Below are 18,587 nucleotides of genomic sequence, written 5' to 3'. Positions count from 1 at the left end.
AAGTAGTTGGCCGCCTTATTGCAGTTCGCGCAGTAATTCCTTCACCCGCACGATGCGCATGGCTACTTCCGGTATCGGGCTTTCCACCCGCAGTTTGTCCTGGCCCGCCAGCTTGTAGTTCCGCTTGCTCTGGATCAGCTGGATGATCTTCATCGGGTCGATCGGCGGGTTGGGGACGAAGGTAAGCTGGATGGCCACCTCGCTGGCGTCCAGCTTCTGGATGCCCATCTCGCGTGCGGCCAACCTCAGCCGATGGCTTTCGATCAGCGTCTTCACGGTTTGCGGCGGCAGGCCGAAGCGGTCGATCAGTTCTTCGTGGATGGTGTCGATCTCGTCTTCGCTATCGCAGGTGGCCAGCCGCTTGTAGATCACCAGCCGCTCGTGCACACCGGGGCAGTACTCGTCCGGCAGCAGCGCCGGGCTGTGCAGGTTGATTTCGGTGGTAACACCCAGCGGCGCGTCCAGGTCCGGTTCGCGGCCCTTTTTGAGGTCGCGCACCGCTTGCTTCAGCATTTCGGTAAACAGGCTGAAGCCGACCTCCTGCATCTCGCCGGATTGCCCCTCGCCCAGCACTTCGCCGGCGCCACGGATTTCCAGGTCGTGCATGGCCAGGTAGAAGCCGGCGCCCAGTTCTTCGGAGGCCTGGATCGCCTCCAGCCGCTTCTGCGCGTCGCGGGTCATGCCTTCGCCGGTCAGCAGGTAGGCGTAGGCCTGGTGGTGGCTGCGGCCAACCCGGCCGCGCAGCTGGTGTAGCTGCGCCAGGCCGAACTTGTCGGCACGGTTGATCAGGATGGTGTTGGCGTTGGGGATGTCGATGCCGGTTTCGATGATGGTGGAGCACAGCAGCACGTTGAAGCGCACTTGCAGGAAGTCGCGCATTACCTGTTCCAGCTCGCGCTCGCGCAACTGGCCGTGCGCCACGCCGATGCGCGCCTCCGGCACCAGCTCGGCCAGCTTTTCGCGCATGTTCTCGATGGTGTCCACCTCGTTGTGCAGGAAGAACACCTGGCCGCCGCGCTTGAACTCGCGCAGCATCGCCTCGCGGATGACACCGTTGCTGATCGGGCTGACAAAGGTTTTTACCGCCAGCCGGCGCGACGGCGCGGTGGTGATGGCGGAGAACTCGCGCAGGCCTTCCAGCGCCATCGACAGCGTGCGCGGAATCGGCGTGGCGGTCAGCGTCAGCACGTCCACGTTGGCGCGCAGCCGCTTCAGCTGTTCTTTCTGGCGCACGCCAAAGCGGTGTTCTTCGTCGATGATCACCAACCCCAGGTTCTTGAAGCTGACATCCGGCTGCACCAGTTTGTGGGTGCCGATCACGATGTCGATGCTGCCGGCGGCCAAGCCTTCCATCGCCTGCTTCACTTCCTTGGCGCTCTTGAAGCGCGACAGCTCGGCAATGCGCACCGGCCAGTCGGCAAAGCGGTCGCTGAAGTTCTGGAAGTGCTGCTCGGCCAGTAGCGTGGTGGGTACCAGCACCGCCACTTGTTTGCCGCCCATCACCGCCACAAAGGCGGCGCGCAGCGCGACTTCGGTTTTGCCAAAGCCGACGTCGCCGCACACCAGGCGGTCCATCGGGCGGCCGCTGGTCATGTCGTGGATGACCGCCTCGATGGCGCTGGCCTGATCCGGGGTTTCTTCGAAGCCGAAGCCGGCGGCAAAGGCGTCGTAATCGTGGTGGTTCAGCGTAAAGCTGTGGCCTTCGCGCGCTGCGCGCTGCGCGTACAGGTTCAGCAGCTCGGCGGCGGTGTCGCGGGCTTTTTCGGCGGCCTTTTTCTTGGCCTTGTCCCAGGCCGGGCTGCCCAGCCGGTGCAGCTGTACGTTGTCGCTGGCGTGGCCGGCGTAGCGGCTGATCAGTTGCAGCTGCGCTACCGGCACGTACAGCGTGGCGCCTTCGGCGTACTCCAGCTGCATCATTTCGGTTTCGCCTTCGCCTAGGTCGATCGACACCAAACCCATGTAGCGGCCAATGCCGTGCGCTTCGTGCACCACTGGGTCGCCCACTTTCACCTCGGCCAGGTCGCGCAGCATGGCGTCGCTGTTGGCCGCACTCTTGCGCCGTTTGCCTTGGCTGCGGGCGATGTGCTGGTACAGCTCGGCTTCGGTAACGATGGCGATCTGCTGCGGGTGCAGCTCGAAACCGTTGAACAGCGGCGCGTGGATCAGGCCCAGCGCCATCTTGCCGTGGGCAAAGCTGTGCCAGTCGTCTACCGCCTTGGCCTTGATGCCGTGTTCCTGCAAGAAGTGGAACAGCGTCTCGCGCCGGCCCAGGCTTTCGGCGGCAATCAGCACCCGGCCGCCGTAGCGGCGGGTGAAGTCGTCCAGTTTGGTGAGCGGGTTGTCGGCGCGGCGGTCTACCGCCAGGTCGGGCAGCGGCAGGTAGTCGGCGTTGCCGTCGCCGTGCAGCTCCAGCCGCGAGTAGGGCTTGAGCGCGCTCATCAGCTCGTCCGGGCGCAGGAACAGCTCTACCGGTGGCAGTACTGGCCGTTCGGGGTTGCCGCCGGCCATCTGGTAGCGGCTGTGTGCGTCGCGCCAGAATTCTTCCGCCGCCGCCATCACGCCACCGTGCACGATCAGGCGGGCGTTGTCGCCCAGGTAGTCGAACAGCGTGGCGGTGCTGTCGAAGAATAACGGCAGGTAGTACTCGATACCGGCCGGCCACAGATTATTGGATACGTCCTTGTAGATGCGGCTCTTGGACGGGTCGCCTTCCATCTTTTCGCGATAGTGCTGGCGGAAAGCGGTGACGCCGTCTTCGTCGGTGGGGTATTCGCGTGCCGGCAGCAGGCGAATCTCCGGGACCGGGTACAGCGTGCGCTGGGTGTCGGGGTCGAAGGTTTTCAGGCTGTCGATTTCGTCATCGAACAGGTCGATGCGGTACGGCAGCGCGCTGCCCATCGGAAACAGGTCTACCAGGCCGCCGCGCAGCGAGAATTCGCCTGGTGCCACCACTTGCGACACGTGCTGGTAGCCGGCCGTGACCATGTCCGCGCGCAGGCGGTCCACGTCCAGCCGTTGCTTCTGTTTCAGCCAGAAGGTACGGCCCAGCAGAAAGCTTACCGGAGACAGCCGCGTCAGCGCGGTGGTGACGGGGGCGATCACCACGTCGCACTCGCCATTGCGGATTTGCCACAGCGTGGCCAGCCGTTCCGACACCAGGTCGCCGTGTGGCGAGAAATGGTCGTAGGGCAGTGTTTCCCAGTCCGGCAGCAGCGCGATGCGCCAGTCCGGACGGAAGAACGGCAGCTCGGCCTTTAGCCGTTGCGCGTCCTGTGCGCTGGCGGTCAGGATCAGCACAGGTTGGCCGCTCTCCGGCAGGGCGGCAATCATGGCGCTGTCGGCACTGCCTGCCGGGCGGGGCAGGGGGGTCTTCTGGCCGGGTGCCGGCCATGCTCGCGGTGTGATGGTCATATCGCTACACATTCTCGGGGAGGCGGGTATTATAGAGCCACACCGGAACAACAGCTGCGTCAGACAGCGAAATCCTGATAACGATATCCGGCGTCCCACCCGTGAGTTCTCCATGACTAAGAAAGAACACAGCCCTCCCCACGGGAAGGCCGGGTCGGCATGACACAGACAACAGGTAGGGGAGAGGTGGATAAAAACACGCTTGGCGCGCTGGTCGCGCTCTGTTTTTTTGTGGCGGGTATCGCATTCTGGCCAGTGCAGTGGCTGGATGGCATGCCGCTGGCAGCGTTCGTTGCGCACGGCATGATGGCGTGGCGTTTTGCCGCCGGCCGGCTGGGCATGGTGTGGTGGTGGTCGCTGCCTGTGGTGCTGGTGTCGGCGTGGCTGATGCCCTATCCCGAAGCACTGCTGTGGTCGCTGTCGTTTGTGGCCATGCTGCTTGGCCTGTCCCGAATCCTGCCGCCTGCCGACTTCCGTCTCGATTCCGTTCGTGCGCTGCTGTCTTTGCAGTGGCGTAGCACGCTACCGGCCTTGATGCTGGTGGCACCACTGGCCGCAGCCTTGCCACCCGGGCAGTGGCCGCAGTTGTTGCAAGCCTTCCTGCTGGCCTGGCTGACACTGGCAGCGATCCTGCCGCTGGCCTATGTGGCGTTCCCCAGCCCGCTGATGCGTCGCGATACCCTGTGGTTGATGCTGGCCAGTGCGCTGGCGGTGGCGGTGTTGTGGCTGCTGGGCCGCCAGGCCTGCCAGACATCCTGCCTGATCGTGTTACTGCCCTTGCTGTTCATCGCGGCCTTGCGTGGCGGCATGAGCGGGGTCGCGGGAGTTGGCGTAGTGTTGCTGCTGCTGCTGTCCGTGCCCGGCGTGTGGCTGGGCAAACCCTGGCCGGCGCTACAAGGGTTGCCGGCCACGCTGGCGCTGGTGCTGTTTACCCTGCTGGCCAGCCTGGTGGCGGTGTTCGGCGATGGCTACCGCCGGCGCGAACGTTTACTGCAGGATGTGCAGGCGCGTTTCGAGTCGCTGCTGAACCAGAGCACCAGCCTGATGACGCTGAAAGACCTGGATGGCCGCTATCTGGTGGTCAACCTCAACTTTGCCCGCCTGTTCGGCCACTCGCCGCTCTACTTCAAGGGCCGCAGCGCCCGCGACGTGTTTGCTGCCGAAGAAGCCCGTGCCATTACCGAACACGACCAGCAGGTGCTGCGCAGCCTGGAATCGCGCCAGTTTGAAGAAAACATCACCGTGGACGGCGCCAGCCTGCGCATGCTGTCCAGCGTGTTCCCGCTGTTTGACAGCGAGGGTTTGCCGTCCGGCGTGGGCAGCATTTCGGTAGACATTACCGAACGGGCCGCGGAAGAGCGCCAACGCCAGGAGGCGGTAGAAAAGTACCGCGCCGTGGTGGAGCAGTCGCTGGTAGGCATTTACATCACGCAGGAAGAAGAGCTGGTGTACGTCAACCCCAAACTGGCCGATCTGGTGCAGTACACCACAGACGAGCTGGTTGGCCGCAGCATCGTGTCGGTACTGCCGCCGGGCGAGGCGGCACGCATCCGGGCCCAGATTCGTCGCCGCATTGCCGACACTATCCAGAACATGCATTACACCACGCGGCTGCTACGCAAGGACGGTGAAATCGTGGACGTGGAAATCCACAGCCGCTTGTTCGACTACCAGGGCCGCAAGGCGCTGATCGGCGTGGTGATGGATATCTCCGACCGCGTGGCGGCCAACGCCGAGCTGCGCCTGGCGGCTACGGTGTTCGACAACGCCACCGAGGGCATTCTGGTTACCGACGCCGAAGGGCGCATCGTGATGGTGAACCAGGCCTTTACCCGCATCACCGGTTTTGGCGCCGACGAAGCCATCGGTCGCGTATCGCGCATGCTGCGCACCGCCAACCGCGAACGCAACCGCGCGCTGATCGAGGCGCTGGCGCGCGATGGCCACTGGAAAGGCGAGATGTTCGACCGCCACAAGAACGGCGACCCTTACGTGGCCGAGCTGTCCATCAGCGCGGTACGCAGCCCCAACGGTGCGCTGACGCATTATGTGGGCGTGTTTTCCGACATCACCGGCCGCAAGCAGGCCGAAGACCGGCTGCAGTTCCTGGCCAGCCACGACCCGCTGACGCGGCTGCCCAACCGCAGCGCGCTGATCGAAGCCATCGACAACACCATTATCGAATCCAGCCACGAGGTGCCGCAGCTGGCGTTGATGTTCATCGACCTGGACCGCTTCAAGCTGATCAACGACTCGTTCGGTCACCAGGCTGGCGACGAGGTACTGCACGAAATCGCGGCGCGGCTGACGCAGTCGGCGCAGCGTTTTGGCCTGGTGGCGCGGCTGGGGGGCGACGAGTTCACCCTGCTGGTGCGCGACTTTGACAGCCACGAAACCCTGGGCCGCATGGCCGAGGAGGTGCTGGCGGCGCTGGCGCGCCCGATGCGCGTGGAGCAGCACGAGGTATTTGTCAGCGGCAGTATCGGCATCAGCGTGTACCCCAACGACGGCATCGACGCCAATACCCTGCTGAAAAATGCCGATGCGGCGATGTACCGCGCCAAGGAGGCGGGCAAGAACACGTACCAGTTCTTCGACGCCGAGATGAACATCCAGACTTTCGAGCGCCTGCTGATGGAAAGCGGCCTGCGCCAGGCGCTGGAGCGCGGCGAGTTCGAGCTGCACTACCAGCCACAGGTGTCGTGCGACGGCGTGACGCTGGAGGGGGTAGAGGCGCTGATCCGCTGGCGTCACCCGCAACTGGGGCTGATCGCGCCGGTGCGCTTTATTCCGCTGGCCGAGGAAACCGGCCTCATCAAGCCGATCGGTGCCTGGGTGCTGCGTGAAGCCTGCCATCAGATGGTGGCTTGGGACGTCGCGGGCTTGGTGGTACCGCGGCTGGCGGTGAACCTGTCGGCACGGCAGTTCGAGCAGCAAACGCTGCTGACCGAGGTCAACGATGTGCTGGCGGCTACCGGGCTGCAGCCGGCACGGCTGGAACTGGAAATCACCGAGTCCATGCTGATGCAGAACCCGCAGGAAGCCGTTTTGCTACTGGGCGAGCTGAAGGCGCTGGGGGTGAAACTGTCCATCGACGACTTCGGCACCGGTTACTCGTCGTTGTCCACGCTCAAACGCTTCCCGCTGGATTACCTGAAGGTGGACCGCTCCTTCATCGAGGGCCTGCCCGCCGACGAAGACAGCGCCGCCATTACCGAAGCCATCATCGCCATGGCACGCAAGCTGCACTTCACCGTGATCGCCGAAGGGGTGGAAACGGCGGCACAGGGCGCCTTCCTGCGCCACGCCGGCTGCGCCATCCTGCAGGGGTATTTCTTCAGCAAGCCGTTGCCGGCCGACCAGCTGGCGCAATGGTTGGCCGCACGCCAGCAGCCGGTGCCGCTGCTGGCCGAGGGCGACGATGAACTGTAAGCAGCCAGGCCGCCTGGCCGGCAGCGGCGGGCAAGGGCGGCCGTTTAGCGCTACAATGCGCGGTTCTATCGATTAGGTGATGCCTCATGAGCAACAAGAAACTCATTCACGGTTTTCATGCCGTCAATGCCCGCCTGTGGCAAAACCCGAAATCCGTGCTGGAAATCTTCCTGGCCGGCGGCCGTCAGGACGCCCGCGCCCAGGCAGTGCTGGACAAGGCCGCCAGCGAAAGCGTGAAAGCCCATATCGTGGACAAGGCGCGTCTGGACAGCCTTACCGGCAACGCCCGCCACCAGGGCGTGGTGGCGATGATCGACGCCAACCAGAACTTCGTTACCCTCGACGATGTGCTGGAAAACCTGGCCGAGCCGCCGCTGCTGCTGATCCTGGACGGCGTGACCGACCCGCACAACCTGGGTGCCTGCCTGCGCGTGGCCGACGCTATGGGCGCGCACGCCGTCATCGCACCGAAAGACCGTTCCGCCACGCTGAACGCCACCGTGTCAAAAGTGGCCTGCGGCGCTGCCGAAGTGGTGCCGTACATCACGGTGACCAACCTGGCGCGCACCCTGCGCGACCTGAAAGACGCCGGCGTCTGGATTGCCGGCACCACGATGGAAGCCGATACCGACCTGTACCACTTCGACGCCAGCGGCCCGCTGGCCTGGGTGATGGGGGCCGAAGGCGAGGGCATGCGCCGCCTGACGCGCGAGCATTGCGACGTGCTGGTATCCATCCCGATGTTCGGTACGGTAGAGAGCCTGAACGTATCGGTATCGTCCGGCATGGTGCTGAGCGAAAGCCGCCGTCAGCGCGTATTGAAGCAAGGCTGATCGGCCTGCTTGCCGGTTTGGGGCCTGTCCGCTGTTGCGGGCAGGCCTTTTTACATGCGGCCGACTTTTATTGCCATGGCGTTGGAACCGGGTGTTTCCGACCTTGTCTGTATACCCTTGTGGGGTATATAGTCATCAGTAACTGATACAAGGAGTTGTCATGCAGCGTCGTCATTTCCTGAAAACCGCCGGCCTGTTGGCCGCCACCTTGCCCGCGCTGCGACCGGCGCTGGCACAAAGCAGCATGGATCACGCCGCTATGGGGCACGACATGGCCCACGGCAGCGACGGCGCCATGCCGGCCGCCGCCGATGCCAGCCTGAAACTGCCTAGCGCCGAACGCCTGCCGGCCTTGCAGCCGCTGGTGAACGAAAGCAGCGACGCCGGCCGCTTTGTCGGCAGCTTGCGTGCAGCGCCGGTACAGGTGGCGCTGTGGGGTGACGGCGCCAAAACCACGTTCTGGGCGTATAACGATAGCGTGCCCGGCCCGTTGATCGAGCTGTGGGAAGGCGACGAAGTGGACATCGGGTTCGAGAACGCGTTGACGCAGCCGTCCACCATCCACTGGCACGGCATGCCGGTGCCGCCAGCGGAAGACGGCAACCCGCAAGACCCGGTCGCTCCCGGCCAGCGCCGCCGCTACCGTTACACCTTGCCCGCCGGTTGCGCCGGTACTTACTGGTACCACCCGCACCCGCACGGCCATACCGCCGAGCAGGCGTTCCGCGGCCTGGCCGGCCCGCTGATCATCCGTAGCAAGCAGGACCCGCTGCGCCACCTGCCGGAGCGTCACCTGCTGCTGTCTGACCTCAAGCTGGACGCGCAGCGCCAGATCCCGGCCAACGACATGGCCGACCTGCACGATGGCCGCGAAGGCCAGTTCGTGCTGATCAACGGCGCCTGGCAGCCGGTGATCACGCTGGCCGAAGGCGAGCGCCAGCGCTGGCGCATCTGGAACGCCACCAGCAGCCGCATCATCAAGCTGGCGTTGCCGGCGCACGAGGTGCAGCTGGTGGGCACCGACGGCGGCCTGATCGGCGCGCCGCAGCCGGTAGACAGCGTGCTGCTGTCGCCAGGCGAGCGCTGCGAGCTGGTGGTAACCGGGCGCTTCAAGCCGGGCCAGCCAGCCGGCCTGATCAGCCAGCCGTACGAACGCGGCAAGCGCATGCACCCGGAGCAGGAAAAAGACGAAACCCTGGCCGGTATCGTCGCCTATGGCATGCGGCCAACCCTGGCGCTGCCCGCCACGCTGCGGCCGATTGCGCCGCTGGGCGCGCCGGGCTTCCGGCGCAAGATCGTGCTGTCGGAAAACATGGCCGACCCGAAAGCGCCGTTCCTGATCAACGGCAAAAGCTACGACATGAACCGCATTGACGGTACCGGCCAGGTTGGCCGCATCGAAGAGTGGGAAGTGATCGCCGACGCGCACATGGACCACCCGTTCCACCTGCACGGTACGCAGTTCCAGGTGCTGGCACGCACGGTGGACGGCATCTGGGAAGACGAGCCATTCTTGGCCTGGCGCGACACCGTCAACGTGCCGGCCGGCGGCATGGTGCGCCTGCGCTTCGTGCAGACGCTGCCGGGGCTGCGCATGTTCCATTGCCACATCCTGGAGCACGAAGACCAGGGCATGATGGCGCAGATCGACTTTTTGCCGGGGTAAACCATGACCGAACCGCAACACGATTGCTGCCACACGCCCAAAAGCGTGGTACAGCCGGACAAGACCGCGTTGCTCAAGCGCCTGGCGCGGCTGGAAGGCCAGGTGCGCGGCATCGCCGGCATGATAGAAGGCGACCGCTACTGCGTGGACGTGCTGACCCAGATTGCCGCCGCCCGCTCGGCGCTGGACGCCGTGGCGCAGCAGCTGCTGGAAAACCACCTCAAGGGCTGCGTAAGCCGAGCAGTCACCGAGGGGAATAGCGACGAGGCCATCGCCGAAGTGATGGCCCTGCTGAAGAAAATGCGTTGAACAGGAGAACAGACATGAACCAGCAAATCATCAAGGTAGACGGCATGACCTGCGGCGGTTGTGCCGCGGGTGTGACCCGCGCACTGCAAGCCGTGGCCGGCGTGGCCGAGGTGCAGGTAGACCTGGCCAGCAAGGCGGTAACCATCCGTTTTGACGGTGACGCCCAGCCTGCCGCCTGGCAGCAGGCGGTAGAAAACGCCGGTTTTGATGTAATCGGCTGACACTGTTGGCCGCATGGCCGGCCAAATGCCTGAAAATGCACGCGTTTGGCTTGCGATGGCTGGCCAAACTCCGTACAATCTGCAGCTTTTAACCCTTGCCCTTCGCTATCGCGCATGACGAAGGGCTTTATAGCCACAAGGAGTTCACATGCGGCATTACGAAATCGTGTTCATCGTCCATCCGGATCAGAGCGAACAGGTTGGTGCGATGGTTGAGCGTTACAAGGGCATGGTCCTGAACGCTGACGGTAAAATCCACCGTCTGGAAGACTGGGGCCGCCGTCAACTGGCTTACCCGATCCAGAAAGTTCACAAAGCTCACTACGTTCTGATGAACGTAGAGTGCACTCCGGAAACTCTGGCCGAAATCGAGCACGCCTTCAAATTCAACGACGCTGTACTGCGTCACCTGACCATCAAGATGACTCGTGCTATCACCGAAGCATCCCCGATGATGAAGGACGAGAAGGCCAAGAGCCTGCTGGAAGGCCAGCAAGCTGCTGCTGAGGCTGAAGTCGCTGCCTAATTGGGCAACGCTGCACCCTTGCAGAACCGGCTCGAACTGACCGCTACGGTCACCACTGAAGCGCCCCTGCGACACACGCCCGCCGGCATGCCGGTACTGGAGATGTGGCTCAGGCATCACTCCCGGCAAACCATTGCCACCCTGGAGCGCGACGTTACCTGTGAAATCCAGGCCGTTGTACTGGGGGAGCTGGCCAAACGGCTGGCAGGGAAGATGGCAGGAAACAGCGTGCACTGCACCGGCTTCCTGAATCAGCGCAGCATGCGGAATCCGCGGTTGGTTCTACACATCGAATCTGTTGAATTTGTTAAAGGTTAATCAAATGGCTCGTCAACTCTTCAAGCGCAAGAAGTTCTGCCGCTTCACCGCGGAAGGCATCAAGGAAATCGATTACAAATCCGTTGATCTGCTGAAGGACTTCATTGCCGAAAACGGCAAAATCATCCCGGCCCGTATCACCGGCACCAAAGCAGGCTACCAGCGTCAGCTGTCCGAAGCCATCAAGCGCGCGCGCTTCCTGGCCTTCCTGCCGTACACCGACCAGCACTAATTCCGGGATAAGGATACGACAAGATGCAAATCATTCTGCTCGAACAAGTTGCCAACCTGGGCGTCCTGGGTGATGTGGTAAACGTGAAGAACGGCTACGCCCGTAACTTCCTGATCCCGCAAGGCAAAGCCAAACGCGCTACCGAAGCCAACCTGAAAGAGTTCGAAGCTCGCCGTGCCGAGCTGGAAGCCAAACAGGCTGAAATCCTGGCTGATGCCAAGGCTCGCGCCGAGAAGCTGGTAGACGCTTCCTTCACCATCGCTCAGAAAGCCGGCGTTGACGGCCGTCTGTTCGGTTCCGTAACCAACGTTGACATCGCCGAAGCCATCACCGCTGCTGGCGTTGCAGTTAAGCGTTTCGAAGTTCGTCTGCCGAACGGCCCGCTGAAGGCCATCGGCGAATACGATCTGGAAATCGCTCTGCACCACGACGTGGTTGCTGCTGTGAAGATCGTTGTTGTTGCTGCTGCCTAATCCGCGCTGACAACATCCGCGAAAAGCCGCCTTAGGGCGGCTTTTTGTTTGGCGGTGCGGGGGCGAAGGCACTGGCATGGCGCAGCGCTGGTGCGGGTGCGTATCGCGACTGGCATGACGGGCGTTGGTGCCTGGCTGGAACAATGTCGCACCGCACAAAGCTAGTGTCCTGTTTCTGAACGACTTTCCTGCTGTCATGGCCGATAATGTGTATACATTATTGGAGAACCATCATGGAAACCCTGATTGTGCTGTGTGCGGTCTACTTCCTGCTGATGCCGCTGGTAGGCGGCGTGCTGGCCTTCCTGGCCGGTGCAGTGCGAGCCCGCCTGGCCAGCCAGCCCAAGGCCCTGTCCGGCTGGCACCCGCTGAACCCATACTACAAACTGTCGCCTTACCATTTCGGCAAGCGCTAAGCGCCGAAGGGTCAAAAAAACAGCCCCGCATTGCGGGGCTTTGTCGTTTCTGGCGGTGCGCCTGCCTTGGGCAAGTTGGCCGCGTGCGGCCAACCCTGTTTATTTCAGCCACAAACTCATTTGCAGGCAGTCGCGGTATTGCCCGGCCTGGTAGGCGTAGCCGGTCAGTACCGCTTCTTGCTGGAAGCCCAGCTTGCGGTACAGCGCGATCGCCGGCGCGTTGCCGGCAAACACGGTCAGTTCCATGCGGCGGTAGGGCTGGTAGTCGCGTACCTGCTGCACCATGGCCGATAACAGCGCGCTGCCGACGCCACGGCCTTGCCACGCTGGCGTGACGGTAATGCCCACGCCGATGATGTGTGCCACCCGCGGGTTGTCGCTGGGTGCCCAGGCGCCGCAGTGGCCGATGATGGTACCGTCGGCGTCGCAGGCCACCAGTACGGTGCGGCCGGACTGTTTCAGCCGCTGCTGCCAGATGGCGGCGCTGGGGTAGGGCAGCTGCAGCGTGTTGCCGTAGGTGCTGTCGTAGGCCATCACCGCGGCCATGCCGGCGGCGTCGCCCGGCTCGGCGTGGCGCAGGCTGAAAGCGCTGCCGGCAGGTACGCGTTCGCCCGCCATGTCCTGCAACTCAGCGCGCGCTGTGCCCAGTTCCCCTTCGCGAAAGCGCAGCCGCGCCATCAGCACGGCATCTTCATACACCCCTTCGCGCAGGTTGAAGCCGCGGCTAACGCCTTCGTGGCGGAAGCCGAAGCGCTCGTACAGCGCGATGGCGCCGTGGTTGTCGTGTACGGCGTCCAGCTCGATGCGCTTCAGGTCCAGCCAGTTGTCGGCGTAGTCCAGCACCGCCCGCAATAGTGCGCTACCCACGCCCTTGCCTTGCCAGTCGTCGCGGACAAACAGAAAGAACAGCGCACTATGGCGGCGGCGCGGGCTGTGATGGCCGGCATGCAGCCCGCCGCAGCCGACCAGCTCGCCATCGTCGGTACAGGCCACCAGCGCGTGGCTGGTTTCCGGATAGTTGTCGAGAAAAGCCTGGGTGGCGGCCAGCGACTGGAACGGCTGTTGCAGCGTATTGCGCACCACGCCGGGGGATTGGCGCAGGCGGAACAGCGCAGCCGCATCGGTGGGCTGCAGGCGACGGATGGTGTAAGCCATGAGGGCTCCCGGAGTTGATGGGCTGCGGCAGCGGTTGGCCGTGCCCGAAGCCCTACCTTGCCATTGCCGCATGCCAAATGGCAACTGCCCGTGCGGGCAAGGCGGCACGGGCAGCAGGGTTGGCCGCAAGCAGCAGGGCTTAGCGGCGCGGCTGGGTGGCGCGGTCCACTAGCACCATCAGGTGCTGGTAAGGAATGCCACCGTGTTCCGACAGGCCGATCTCGCAGGTGGCGCTGGTGGAGAAGCCGCTGCCGCAGTCGCGTACCTGCTGGCGCAGGCCGCTGAGCGCGCTTTCGTTCAGCTCCGGGTGGCTGAAGCCCTTGTCGCCGGCAAAGCCGCAGCAGGTAATGCCCTGCGGTTCCAGCACCTGCGTGGCGCAACGGCGCGCCAGCGCGTTCAGCAGGCCAGCCTGGCCTTTTTTGCGCATGCTGCACACCACGTGTAGCGCCACCTGCTCGTCTTGCGGGGTAAAGCTCAGGTGTTCGGCGGCCACCTCGTGCACAAAGCGGGTGACGTCCATTACCTGCAGGCGCGGGTCGCGGATGCCGTCCAGCAGCGCGGCGGTGCACACGCCGTTGTCGATGATCACCGGCAGACGGCCGTTGTCGCTGGCGGCCAGCAGTGCGGCTTCCAGCTCGCTCACTTTCTTGTCGGCTGCGTCCTGCGCACCCTTGGACTTGAACGGCGTGCCACAGCACAGATTGGCCAACCCTTCGGGGTACACAATGCCGTAGCCGGCCTTGGCCAGTACCGACGCTACTACTTCGTTCAGCGGGCGCTGGTCCGGCATGTGGCGCGACGGCACGAAGGTGCGGGTGAGGCAGGAGGGCAGGTACACCACCTGGCGCGGGCTGTGCGCGTTGACGCCCAGCGTTTTCATTTTGCCGGCTGCGCGCGGGAAGTAGCGGTTCCAGCGCGGGATGTGGCGGCCACCTACCTTGCGCAGCACGCGCATCACGCCGCCGGTAGCGCCGTCGCCGGCCACCGCGTGTACCACGTCCAGTGCCTTCAGCCCCAGCTTGGCGCCGGTTGTCGCGCTGGCAAAGTTGTCGGCCAGCGTGTCGGCCACTGCCCAGCCTACGTCGCTGAGGCTGGCTTGGCGGATCAGGCTGGTGAGGCTGCCGGTGTTGATGCCCACCGGACAGGCGGTTTCGCACAGGCCGCAGGTGGTACAGGTTTCGTCGCCGGCGTACTGGTAGGCAGCGCGGATCTCGGCCAGGCGTTCGCTAGCGCCGGTTTTTTCCAGCAGCGCCATTTCGCGGTTGGCCACAATGCGTTGGCGCGGGGTAAGGGTAATGGCGCGGCTGGGGCACATCACCTCGCAGAAGCCGCACTCGATGCACTTGTCGATCAGCGGGCCCACCGCCGGAATCGGCTTCAGGTCGCGCACGTGCAGCAGCTTATCGTGGGTGATGATCACGTCCGGGTTCAGGATGCCTTGCGGGTCGAACAGCGCCTTGATTTCCTGCATCAGGCGGTAGGCGGCCGGGCCCCATTCCATCTCCACGAACGGCGCCATATTGCGGCCGGTACCGTGCTCGGCCTTCAGCGCGCCTTCGTATTCCACCGCTACCAGCTGGCACACGGCTTCGATAAACGCTTCGTAGCGGGCGATCTCGGCCGGGCCGCTGAAGTTAGGGGTAAACACGAAGTGCAGGTTGCCTTCCAGCGCGTGGCCGAAAATGATGGCCTCGTGGTAATGGAACTGGCGGAACAGCGCCTGCAGCTTCAGCGTGCCTTCGGCCAGGTGCTCGATGGGAAAGGCCACGTCTTCGATGATGACCGTGGTTTCGGCGGCGCGCATCGCCCCCACGCTGGGGAACATGCCTTTGCGGATGTTCCAGTACTGCGTGTATTCGGCCACGTCGCTGGTAAAGCGGATGCCGGTTTCGGTGCTGATGTGCGCAATGTAGCCGCTGATGGCCGCCACGTTGGCCGCCATGGCGTCCGGGCTGGCGGCGCGGGTTTCGATCAGGATGGCGGCGGCGTCCGGCCCCAGCGTCTTGATGAAGTCCGGCACGCCGGCCTTGTTTTCTACCGACTTCAGGCTGGCGCGGTCCAGCAGCTCGGCGGATGACACCACGTCCTTGTGCTGCGCCAGGATCTGGATGGCGTCGCAGGCGGCCTTGATGTCGGGGTAGAACACCAGTGCCGAGGCCTTGTGCGGGTGCTCCACCACGGTGTGGTAAGTCACCTCGGACACAAAGGCCAGTGTGCCTTCGCTGCCCACGATCAGGTGCGCCAGCATGTCCACCGGGTCGGCAAAATCCAGCAGCGCGTTCAGGCTGTAGCCGGTGGTGTTCTTCATCTTGTACTTGCGGCGGATACGCGCGGCCAAGGTGTCATCGGCCAGAATGCGCTGGCGCAGCGCGTCCAGTTGGGCCAGCAGGCTGGCGTGGCTGGCGCGGAAGGCGGCCACGCTGGCTGCGTCGCCGGTGTCCAGCACCGTGCCGTCGGCCAGCACCATGCGCAGCGATTTCAGCGTCTGGTAGGTGTTTTCGGCGGTGCCGCAGCACATGCCGCTGGAGTTGTTGTTGACGATGCCGCCGATCATGGCCGAGTTGATGGTGGCCGGGTCGGGGCCGATCTTGCGCCCGAACGGCAGCAGCGCGGCGTTGGCCTCGGCGCCGATCACGCCCGGCTGCAGGCGGATGGCCAGGCCATCGTCCAGCACCTGCAGCTTCTTCCAGCCGTGGCTGGCCACTACCAGGATGGAATCACTCACCGCCTGGCCCGACAGCGACGTGCCGGCGGCGCGGAAGGTGACCGGTAGTTGCAGGCTGGCCGCCTCGGCGAGGATGGTGCGCACCTCGGCTTCGCTTTCGGTCTTGATGACGATCTTCGGCGTCAGCCGGTAACAGGAGGCGTCGGTGCCATAGGCCAGCGTGGACAGCGGGTCGGTAAACACGCGCCGTGCCGGCAGGGTTTCCAGGATACGTTGATGGAATTCGCGGTAGGCACCTTGCAGCATGTCACTCTCCAGCGGGCAGGGGCAGCGTCGTCGCGCTGGCGTGCCGCGTCTATGCGCCTGTCGCCATGCCGGTCTTTGCTGCCACTAGGGTCTGATGTTGTATTGATGGCAGATGTTGCCACACTTTTTCTGTTGGCCCATCAGGGGTTTGCCCTTGCTTTGGGGCTGCCGTTAAGCTGCAGTTCTTGCCTGGAGGAAGAGTGATGCTGATCAACAAGGACGATGCCACGCTGCTGGTGGTGGATATTCAGGAAAAACTGCTACCAGCGGTGCTGGACGCCGACGGCATGCTGGCGCGTAGTGAATGGTTGGTGCGCATGGCAGGCGACGTCGGCTTGCCGGTGGTGTTTTCCGAGCAATACCCGCAGGGCCTGGGCGGCACGGTACCCAGCTTGCTGGAGGCTGCACCGCAGGCGGCGATTGTGGAAAAACTGCACTTTTCCTGCGTGGCCGGCCAGTGCCTGCCCGACAGCCTGATGATGCGGCGCCAGGTGGTGGTGTGCGGCATGGAAACCCACGTTTGCGTGTTGCAGACGGTGATGGAACTGCTGGCCGAAGGCAAGCAGGTGTTTGTGGTGGCGGATGCCGTCTCCAGCCGTGGCGAGGCCAATCGGGACTACGGCCTGCAGCGCATGCGCGACGCCGGTGCGGTGCTGGTGACGCGGGAGATGGTGCTGTTTGAGTGCTTGCGGGTATCGGGCAATGATTTGTTCCGCCGCATGAGCAAACGCTATCTGGTGGGCGAGCAGCCCTGAAATGGTGCCTGGCTGCTGCAAAGCGGGGCGGCCAGAAAAGCAAAAGGTTGGCCGCATTGCTGCGGCCAACCTCCGGCCTGTTGAGATGACGGCTGAGCCGTTCTGGTTCTCCCTCTATCAAACCCTGGCGCCCCGCCGCCTTGGCGTGGCGCATCAATCCGAAAATGAAGCCCCGAATTGGCGCATGGCACCAATTCGGGAAGCTTTTGCACCAAAACCGTGCAAAATTATTTCCCTCTCCACGCCGGCTTCCGCAGAAACCGGCCCAAAAACCGGGAAACAACACCTGTCGCTCCAAAGAGCACGGTATATAAAGCAAACCCTGTGCCAGATTTGTTGTTATCGATGAAAAGGCATGAAAAACCGTGCTGGCGCGGCGGCGCCGCTGGCCGGCGGTGTGCTGCTGGGTGGCTGGCAAAGAAAATGCCAGTCAGCGCGGGCGGACTGGCACTCTGGTTCGGCACGGGGCGGCTTACAGGCTCTTGAAACGGACGCGGTAGCGGTGCTCGCCTTGTTGCAGGTCCATCAGCCAGTCGCCGCTGCCGCTGATGCAGACCGGCAGCGTCACCTTGGCCTGCCACTGCTGGCCTGCGGCGACAAAGCGGTAGCGGTTGAAGCCCATGTCCATTTTTTCCATCGAAAACTCGGCGCTGGGCGCGCTGCTGCCGGCTTGCTCCAGCGTAATCAGAAACGCTTCGCTATGCCGTGGCACACGGTCAAAGCGCAGTGTGCTGCCGTCCGGTAGCGCGCAGCCTTGCTGCAGATTGCTGCAGCTGACGTTAACGAGCTGTGCTGGTTTGTCTTTCTGCTGCAGGTACCAGTAGATCAACCCGGCTTTTAGCAGCGCAAAGCTGATCAGTGCGATGGCGACGAACAGCCATTGCTGGCGGCTAAGCTTCTTCATTGCCACGCTCCCCGCATCTGTGCTACGCCGTGGGCGCCAGCTTGTCTGGCCTCGTCAAGGTTGGCCGCACGCAGCCCGCCCAGCGCGAATACCGGCAGCGGTGCCGCCGGCGCCAGGCAGGCGGCTAGCCCGTCCCAGCCCAGCGCTGCCTGGCCCGGGTGGCTGGCGGTGGCCTGCACGTGGCCCAGTAGCGCGTAATCCAGCCCCAGCGCGGCGGCGCGTTCCAGCTCGGCGCGGCTGTGGCACGATGCACCGACCCAGGCAAAGTGCGGGCGCGCTTCGCAGGCGGCCAGGCGCTGGCTGTTGAGCTGTACGCCGTCTACCGGCCAGCCTTTCAGCCACGCCGGGTCGGCGTTAACGATCAGCTTGCCGCCACGCGGGTGAATGATCTCGCTGATCTCGCCCACCAGTGACGCCAGTTGCTCGCGGCTTTTTTGCGGCTCGCGCACGATCACCCACGATGCGTCCTGGCGCTGCGCCAGTTTGTCGAGCAGCACGTCGCGGCCGGTTTCGCTGACGCAGGTGATGTCCAGCACGTCCGGCAGTTGCAGCGAGCGCAGGATGGGGTCGTTGGCCGGCAGCATCGGTTTGACCGACAAGTGGCCGGGCTGCTGCCAGGCAAAGGCCTGGCCTTCGTGCGGCTGCGGCTCGCCCTGCCACGCCCAGATGCGATAGAACAGCAGCTCGACCGACGCGTGTTCGTAGTGGTGCACGCGGCGCAGCCACGGTGTAGCGTGGGTAACGGTGATGCCCATTTCTTCGTGGAATTCGCGCACCAGCGCGGCCAGCGGGGCTTCGCCGGCTTCTACTTTGCCGCCGGGGAATTCCCAGTAGCCGGGGTAGGGCTTGCCGGCTGGACGGCTGCCCAGCATGAACTGGCCGTCAGCGCGCATCAGCGCGCCAGCGACCACGGGAATGGTGTGCTTGTGTTCAGGCATGGTGGACTCGGTAGGCCGCAGCGCGGC

Annotated in this window: 16 protein-coding genes; 11 read left to right on the top strand and 5 right to left on the bottom strand. The window is 64.1% G+C overall.

Going from position 1 to position 18,587, the window contains the following annotated elements; genetic code table 11:
• Window positions 1-15: 15 nt before the first annotated feature.
• On the bottom strand, window positions 16-3,411 hold the full coding sequence (mfd, locus tag FLQ03_RS09155) for a transcription-repair coupling factor (protein WP_144371129.1): 3,396 nt from the start codon (window positions 3,409-3,411) through the stop codon (window positions 16-18).
• A gap of 159 nt (window positions 3,412-3,570) precedes the next feature.
• On the opposite strand from mfd, the gene FLQ03_RS09150 reads away from it, so the two are divergent.
• The 10 genes from FLQ03_RS09150 to FLQ03_RS09105 all read left to right on the top strand — a co-directional run bounded on the left by FLQ03_RS09150 (window position 3,571) and on the right by FLQ03_RS09105 (window position 11,837).
• Window positions 3,571-6,843, top strand: a complete 3,273-nt coding sequence (locus FLQ03_RS09150) for an EAL domain-containing protein (protein ID WP_144371128.1) — start codon at window positions 3,571-3,573, stop codon at window positions 6,841-6,843.
• Window positions 6,844-6,929: 86 nt separating this feature from the next.
• Window positions 6,930-7,676 (top strand): 23S rRNA (guanosine(2251)-2'-O)-methyltransferase RlmB, encoded by a 747-nt coding sequence (rlmB, locus tag FLQ03_RS09145; RefSeq protein ID WP_144371127.1) that lies wholly within the window; start codon window positions 6,930-6,932, stop codon window positions 7,674-7,676.
• Window positions 7,677-7,836: 160 nt separating this feature from the next.
• On the top strand, window positions 7,837-9,342 hold the full coding sequence (locus FLQ03_RS09140; RefSeq protein ID WP_144371126.1) for a multicopper oxidase family protein: 1,506 nt from the start codon (window positions 7,837-7,839) through the stop codon (window positions 9,340-9,342).
• Between the two features lie 3 nt (window positions 9,343-9,345).
• Window positions 9,346-9,651 (top strand): metal-sensitive transcriptional regulator, encoded by a 306-nt coding sequence (locus tag FLQ03_RS09135; RefSeq protein WP_144371125.1) that lies wholly within the window; start codon window positions 9,346-9,348, stop codon window positions 9,649-9,651.
• A gap of 14 nt (window positions 9,652-9,665) precedes the next feature.
• The gene (locus FLQ03_RS09130) at window positions 9,666-9,872 is read left to right on the top strand and encodes a heavy-metal-associated domain-containing protein (RefSeq protein ID WP_144371124.1); all 207 of its coding nucleotides are present in this window, start codon (window positions 9,666-9,668) and stop codon (window positions 9,870-9,872) included.
• Between the two features lie 148 nt (window positions 9,873-10,020).
• Complete coding sequence (gene rpsF / locus FLQ03_RS09125; RefSeq protein WP_144371123.1) at window positions 10,021-10,398, top strand: 30S ribosomal protein S6; 378 nt, start codon at window positions 10,021-10,023, stop codon at window positions 10,396-10,398.
• Between the two features lie 18 nt (window positions 10,399-10,416).
• Entirely contained in the window at window positions 10,417-10,716 is a 300-nt protein-coding gene (gene priB, locus FLQ03_RS09120; protein WP_144371122.1) for a primosomal replication protein N, read from the top strand.
• A 4-nt stretch (window positions 10,717-10,720) separates the two neighbouring features.
• The gene (gene rpsR, locus FLQ03_RS09115; protein WP_017509979.1) at window positions 10,721-10,948 is read left to right on the top strand and encodes a 30S ribosomal protein S18; all 228 of its coding nucleotides are present in this window, start codon (window positions 10,721-10,723) and stop codon (window positions 10,946-10,948) included.
• Window positions 10,949-10,971: 23 nt separating this feature from the next.
• Window positions 10,972-11,421 (top strand): 50S ribosomal protein L9, encoded by a 450-nt coding sequence (gene rplI / locus FLQ03_RS09110; RefSeq protein WP_144371121.1) that lies wholly within the window; start codon window positions 10,972-10,974, stop codon window positions 11,419-11,421.
• 233 nt (window positions 11,422-11,654) lie between these two features.
• Window positions 11,655-11,837, top strand: a complete 183-nt coding sequence (locus FLQ03_RS09105; protein WP_144371120.1) for a hypothetical protein — start codon at window positions 11,655-11,657, stop codon at window positions 11,835-11,837.
• 99 nt (window positions 11,838-11,936) lie between these two features.
• Here the strand turns inward: FLQ03_RS09105 and FLQ03_RS19105 are convergent, their stop codons facing one another.
• Both FLQ03_RS19105 and FLQ03_RS09095 read right to left on the bottom strand, forming a co-directional pair.
• Complete coding sequence (locus FLQ03_RS19105; protein ID WP_170252361.1) at window positions 11,937-12,992, bottom strand: GNAT family N-acetyltransferase; 1,056 nt, start codon at window positions 12,990-12,992, stop codon at window positions 11,937-11,939.
• A gap of 139 nt (window positions 12,993-13,131) precedes the next feature.
• On the bottom strand, window positions 13,132-15,963 hold the full coding sequence (locus FLQ03_RS09095; RefSeq protein ID WP_144371119.1) for an FAD-binding and (Fe-S)-binding domain-containing protein: 2,832 nt from the start codon (window positions 15,961-15,963) through the stop codon (window positions 13,132-13,134).
• 203 nt (window positions 15,964-16,166) lie between these two features.
• Here FLQ03_RS09095 and FLQ03_RS09090 point away from each other — a divergent pair, with 203 nt between their 5' ends.
• On the top strand, window positions 16,167-16,718 hold the full coding sequence (locus FLQ03_RS09090; protein WP_144371118.1) for a hydrolase: 552 nt from the start codon (window positions 16,167-16,169) through the stop codon (window positions 16,716-16,718).
• Between the two features lie 472 nt (window positions 16,719-17,190).
• Here FLQ03_RS09090 and FLQ03_RS09085 read toward each other — a convergent pair whose 3' ends face one another.
• Together FLQ03_RS09085 and FLQ03_RS09080 are read right to left on the bottom strand one after the other, a co-directional pair.
• Window positions 17,191-17,622 (bottom strand): hypothetical protein, encoded by a 432-nt coding sequence (locus tag FLQ03_RS09085; RefSeq protein WP_144371117.1) that lies wholly within the window; start codon window positions 17,620-17,622, stop codon window positions 17,191-17,193.
• On the bottom strand, window positions 17,619-18,560 hold the full coding sequence (locus FLQ03_RS09080) for a Nudix family hydrolase (protein WP_144371116.1): 942 nt from the start codon (window positions 18,558-18,560) through the stop codon (window positions 17,619-17,621). Before FLQ03_RS09080 ends, FLQ03_RS09085 begins: the two co-directional genes overlap by 4 nt.
• Window positions 18,561-18,587 lie beyond the last annotated feature (27 nt).

This window comes from Vogesella urethralis (assembly GCF_007644045.2).
Classification (GTDB): Bacteria; Pseudomonadota; Gammaproteobacteria; order Burkholderiales; family Chromobacteriaceae; genus Vogesella; species Vogesella urethralis.
This window is presented reverse-complemented; position numbering and strand designations above follow the sequence as displayed.

Excerpts from the sequence above, each read along its gene's own strand:
- rpsF (WP_144371123.1), top strand. The coding sequence starts at position 10,021 with ATGCGGCATTACGAAATCGTGTTCATCGTCCATCCGGATCAGAGCGAA.
- FLQ03_RS09085 (WP_144371117.1), bottom strand. The coding sequence starts at position 17,622 with ATGAAGAAGCTTAGCCGCCAGCAATGGCTGTTCGTCGCCATCGCACTG.
- FLQ03_RS09095 (WP_144371119.1), bottom strand. The coding sequence starts at position 15,963 with ATGCTGCAAGGTGCCTACCGCGAATTCCATCAACGTATCCTGGAAACC.
- FLQ03_RS09090 (WP_144371118.1), top strand. The coding sequence starts at position 16,167 with ATGCTGATCAACAAGGACGATGCCACGCTGCTGGTGGTGGATATTCAG.
- rplI (WP_144371121.1), top strand. The coding sequence starts at position 10,972 with ATGCAAATCATTCTGCTCGAACAAGTTGCCAACCTGGGCGTCCTGGGT.
- FLQ03_RS09080 (WP_144371116.1), bottom strand. The coding sequence starts at position 18,560 with ATGCCTGAACACAAGCACACCATTCCCGTGGTCGCTGGCGCGCTGATG.
- FLQ03_RS19105 (WP_170252361.1), bottom strand. The coding sequence starts at position 12,992 with ATGGCTTACACCATCCGTCGCCTGCAGCCCACCGATGCGGCTGCGCTG.
- FLQ03_RS09105 (WP_144371120.1), top strand. The coding sequence starts at position 11,655 with ATGGAAACCCTGATTGTGCTGTGTGCGGTCTACTTCCTGCTGATGCCG.
- FLQ03_RS09135 (WP_144371125.1), top strand. The coding sequence starts at position 9,346 with ATGACCGAACCGCAACACGATTGCTGCCACACGCCCAAAAGCGTGGTA.
- rlmB (WP_144371127.1), top strand. The coding sequence starts at position 6,930 with ATGAGCAACAAGAAACTCATTCACGGTTTTCATGCCGTCAATGCCCGC.
- FLQ03_RS09140 (WP_144371126.1), top strand. The coding sequence starts at position 7,837 with ATGCAGCGTCGTCATTTCCTGAAAACCGCCGGCCTGTTGGCCGCCACC.
- FLQ03_RS09130 (WP_144371124.1), top strand. The coding sequence starts at position 9,666 with ATGAACCAGCAAATCATCAAGGTAGACGGCATGACCTGCGGCGGTTGT.
- FLQ03_RS09150 (WP_144371128.1), top strand. The coding sequence starts at position 3,571 with ATGACACAGACAACAGGTAGGGGAGAGGTGGATAAAAACACGCTTGGC.
- mfd (WP_144371129.1), bottom strand. The coding sequence starts at position 3,411 with ATGACCATCACACCGCGAGCATGGCCGGCACCCGGCCAGAAGACCCCC.
- rpsR (WP_017509979.1), top strand. The coding sequence starts at position 10,721 with ATGGCTCGTCAACTCTTCAAGCGCAAGAAGTTCTGCCGCTTCACCGCG.